The organism is Paenibacillus sp. USDA918EY, from assembly GCF_009870825.1.
In the GTDB taxonomy this organism is placed as follows: Bacteria; Bacillota; Bacilli; order Paenibacillales; family Paenibacillaceae; genus Paenibacillus_AQ; species Paenibacillus_AQ albilobatus.
The window spans coordinates 1-909 of the sequence record NZ_WTWY01000054.1 but is presented as its reverse complement, the minus strand read 5'-3'; the positions used below and the strand labels follow the sequence as shown (position 1 = coordinate 909).

General features: G+C 49.5%; 1 rRNA gene. It reads right to left on the bottom strand.

From position 1 onward, the window contains the following. A 23S ribosomal RNA gene (locus GQY55_RS30775) occupies positions 1-589 on the bottom strand; the annotation flags it as partial. Between the last annotated feature and the right edge of the window lie 320 nt (positions 590-909).

Here is a 909-nt window from a genome sequence, read left to right as displayed (position 1 = left end):
GGGCTCTGACTTCTTGTAAGCACACGGTTTCAGGTTCTATTTCACTCCCCTTCCGGGGTGCTTTTCACCTTTCCCTCACGGTACTGTTTCACTATCGGTCGCTAGGGAGTATTTAGCCTTACCAGATGGTCCTGGCAGATTCATACGGGGTTTCACGTGCCCCGCACTACTCGGGATCCGTCTCGGAGGGAACTGACTTTCGGCTACAGGGCTTTTACCTTCTATGCCGGGCCTTTCCAGACCTCTTCGCCTAACCAGTTCCTTTGTAACTCCATGTGAGACGTCCCACAACCCCGGCCAGCAAGCTGACCGGTTTAGGCTAATCCGCATTCGCTCGCCGCTACTAACGGAATCACTTTTGTTTTCTCTTCCTCAGGGTACTTAGATGTTTCAGTTCCCCTGGTATGCCTCTTCACACCCTATGTATTCAGATGTGAGTGACTGGCTATTACACCAGCCGGGTTTCCCCATTCGGACATCCCCGGATCAAAGCTTGCTTACAGCTCCCCGAGGCAGTATCGTTGTTCGCCACGTCCTTCATCGGCTCCTAGCGCCTAGGCATCCTCCGTGTGCTCTTAGTAGCTTAACCATGCTACTTTTTGTTACTTGGTCTTACAATGAAGACACAAGCAGCTAAAAGGATATTTCTAAAACGCAAATTCGTTTCGGTATCTAGTTTTCAAGGATCAAAGCGCCGGTTTTCAAACCGGACTTATATCATACCATCCTCAGCACCGCTTGTCACCAAGCAAGTTCTGGAAATCGTATGCGAGAGTTTGAACTCTCAAAACTGACCAACGAGTGAGATCATTTTGCCTTTCGGCATATTTGAATGTCTTCCTCAGAAGACGATTCTCCATAGAAAGGAGGTGATCCAGCCGCACCTTCCGATACGGCTACCTTGTTACG